The organism is Nocardia sp. NPDC059764, assembly GCF_042732555.1.
Taxonomy (GTDB): Bacteria; Actinomycetota; Actinomycetes; order Mycobacteriales; family Mycobacteriaceae; genus Nocardia.
The window spans coordinates 1-2,058 of record NZ_JBHWHH010000344.1 but is presented as its reverse complement, the minus strand read 5'-3'; the positions used below and the strand labels follow the sequence as shown (position 1 = coordinate 2,058).

At 67.6% G+C, this 2,058-nt stretch carries 3 protein-coding genes; 2 read left to right on the top strand and 1 reads right to left on the bottom strand.

Translation table 11 applies throughout. The annotated features are described in order from the left end of the window. Window positions 1–127: 127 nt before the first annotated feature. A complete protein-coding gene (locus ACFV4K_RS35535; protein WP_357281576.1) occupies window positions 128–337 on the bottom strand; it encodes a TOBE domain-containing protein in 210 nt (69 codons plus the stop codon). A gap of 127 nt (window positions 338–464) precedes the next feature. Between ACFV4K_RS35535 and ACFV4K_RS35530 the strand changes: the two genes are divergently transcribed. Further along, window positions 465–1,367 carry a hypothetical protein gene (locus ACFV4K_RS35530; protein ID WP_379280672.1) on the top strand — a complete coding sequence of 301 codons (903 nt, stop codon included), beginning with the start codon at window positions 465–467 and terminating at the stop codon, window positions 1,365–1,367. A 216-nt stretch (window positions 1,368–1,583) separates the two neighbouring features. Beyond that, entirely contained in the window at window positions 1,584–1,925 is a 342-nt protein-coding gene (rplS, locus tag ACFV4K_RS35525; protein WP_120737548.1) for a 50S ribosomal protein L19, read from the top strand. Window positions 1,926–2,058 lie beyond the last annotated feature (133 nt).

Below are 2,058 nucleotides of genomic sequence, written 5' to 3'. Positions count from 1 at the left end.
GTGCAGGGTGCCGTCGGGATCGGCAACCGGTGCGGACCGACAACCCGGCTGTCGTCGTAGGTCGAGCGGGGTGGTGAAAAGTGGAGCGGCGGAGGGGGATCAGGCCAGGCTCGGCCGCTCCGGGCGGCTATTCGACGCCGAGCGAGACTTCGGTCGACTTGATCAGGACCTTGACGGGTGTGCCGTCGGCCAGGCCGAGGTCGTCGGCGGCGTCGCGGGTGATGGAGGAGGTGATCTCGTCGCCGCCGGTGAGGCGGATGCGGACGACGGCCATGGCTTCGCCGCGGGTGACCTGGGTGACCGTTCCATCGAGTTGATTTCGTGTACTCAGTCGCATGGTCGCCAGGGTATAGCTCCGTCGCGTCGCCGCGTGCTCGTGATCTCGGCGTGCCGATCTTGGACCCGGGTAGCGTGGCGGGGGTTGGGGTTCGCGTGAGGATTCCGGAGGCGACACGGGCATGCATGTGCGGCGGTGGTGGGAAGATGTCGTGGTGGCGCACGGCCGATTGCCGCTGGCATGCCTGCTGCTGGGGTTCATCGTCGGATTCCTGTTGATCCGGATCAGCGTGCGGCTCATCCGGAAACAGGTGCGGTGGTGGCCGGGCAATGTCCGCGCGGGCGACGTGCACATCCACCACATGGTGTTCGGCGTGGTGCTGGTGCTCGGGTCCGGCATGGGACTGGTCGCGCTGTATCAGAGCACGGTCGGCGTGATCAGTGCGCTCGCCGCGGTTTTCGGGCTCGGCGCGGCCCTGGTGCTCGACGAGTTCGCGCTCATCTACTACCTGCGCGACGTGTACTGGGAGGAGCAGGGCCGCACCTCGGTCGACGCGGTGTTCGTCGCCTTCGCCGTGACGGGCTTGCTGCTGCTGGGTTTCCACCCGTTGTGGCTGCTCGACATCGGGGACCTGCGCGAGTTGCGGTCCGATCCGAATGCGCCCGAGCGCTTGTTCACGATCGCGTTCGCGTTGATGAACCTGCTGCTCGCGGCGATCGTCATCGCCAAGGGCAAGATCTGGACCGGTCTGTTCGGCATGTTCTTCCCGCCCCTGCTCTTCATCGGCGCGCTGCGACTCAGCCGCCCGGGCGCGCCCTGGGCCCGCTGGCGCTACGGCACCCGCTCGGGTCTCATGCGCCGCGCCATGGTGCGGGAACGCCGCTACCGCCGCCCGATGATCCGCGCCAAGATCTTCGTGCAGGATCTGCTGGCCGGAAAGCCCGACGCCGAGCACGTCCTGCGCGCCGCCGAGGAGGAGCTGAGCCGCACCGTGGTCCCGGCCCCGCCGGCGCCGCCGCCAACCCACCTACACTTGATGCCGGGCCGCCAGTCTTTCGAGCGCCCGACCGAACCGGTCGATAGCCCGTAGCTTGCCGGGGCCCGGTGGTGGCGGATCGCGCGGGTTGGCCGCCTGCCGTTCGACCCCGATTCCCGTCCGGGCCGCGTCGTCTGGCACAATGCTCAGGTTGCCTTGGGCGCACCGCGCCCGGGCACCGCCCAATTATCCGGAGCACGAACCGGTAGAGCACCCTCCCCGGGTAGCCGCCAGGTTCCTCTGTTCGCGCGAAAACCAATAAGGACGGACATGAACACCCTCGACTTCGTCGACGCAAGCTCGCTGCGCAACGACATCCCGGACTTCCGCCCGGGTGACACTGTCAACGTGCACGTGAAGGTTATTGAAGGCAACAAGGAGCGAGTCCAGGTCTTCAAGGGCGTCGTCATCCGCCGCCAGAACGGTGGCATCCGCGAGACCTTCACCGTGCGCAAGGTGTCGTTCGGTGTCGGCGTGGAGCGCACCTTCCCGGTGCACAGCCCCAACCTCGACAAGATCGAGGTCGTGACCCGCGGTGACGTGCGTCGCGCCAAGCTGTACTACCTGCGCGATCTGCGCGGCAAGGCCGCCAAGATCAAGGAGAAGCGCTGAGGTAGCGACCGCCCCCGACTCGTCGGGGGATCGGTTCTCACAGAGCATCACCGTCGGCTCGCCACAATGCTTCATTGTCGGCTCGCCGACGCCGAGTAGCCCGGCACCGCATGGTTCTTCGCGGTGCCGGGCT

What these genes read in the sequence shown, in the direction of transcription:
- ACFV4K_RS35535 (WP_357281576.1), bottom strand. Translation starts at nt 337, where the DNA reads ATGCGACTGAGTACACGAAATCAACTCGATGGAACGGTCACCCAGGTC.
- rplS (WP_120737548.1), top strand. Translation starts at nt 1,584, where the DNA reads ATGAACACCCTCGACTTCGTCGACGCAAGCTCGCTGCGCAACGACATC.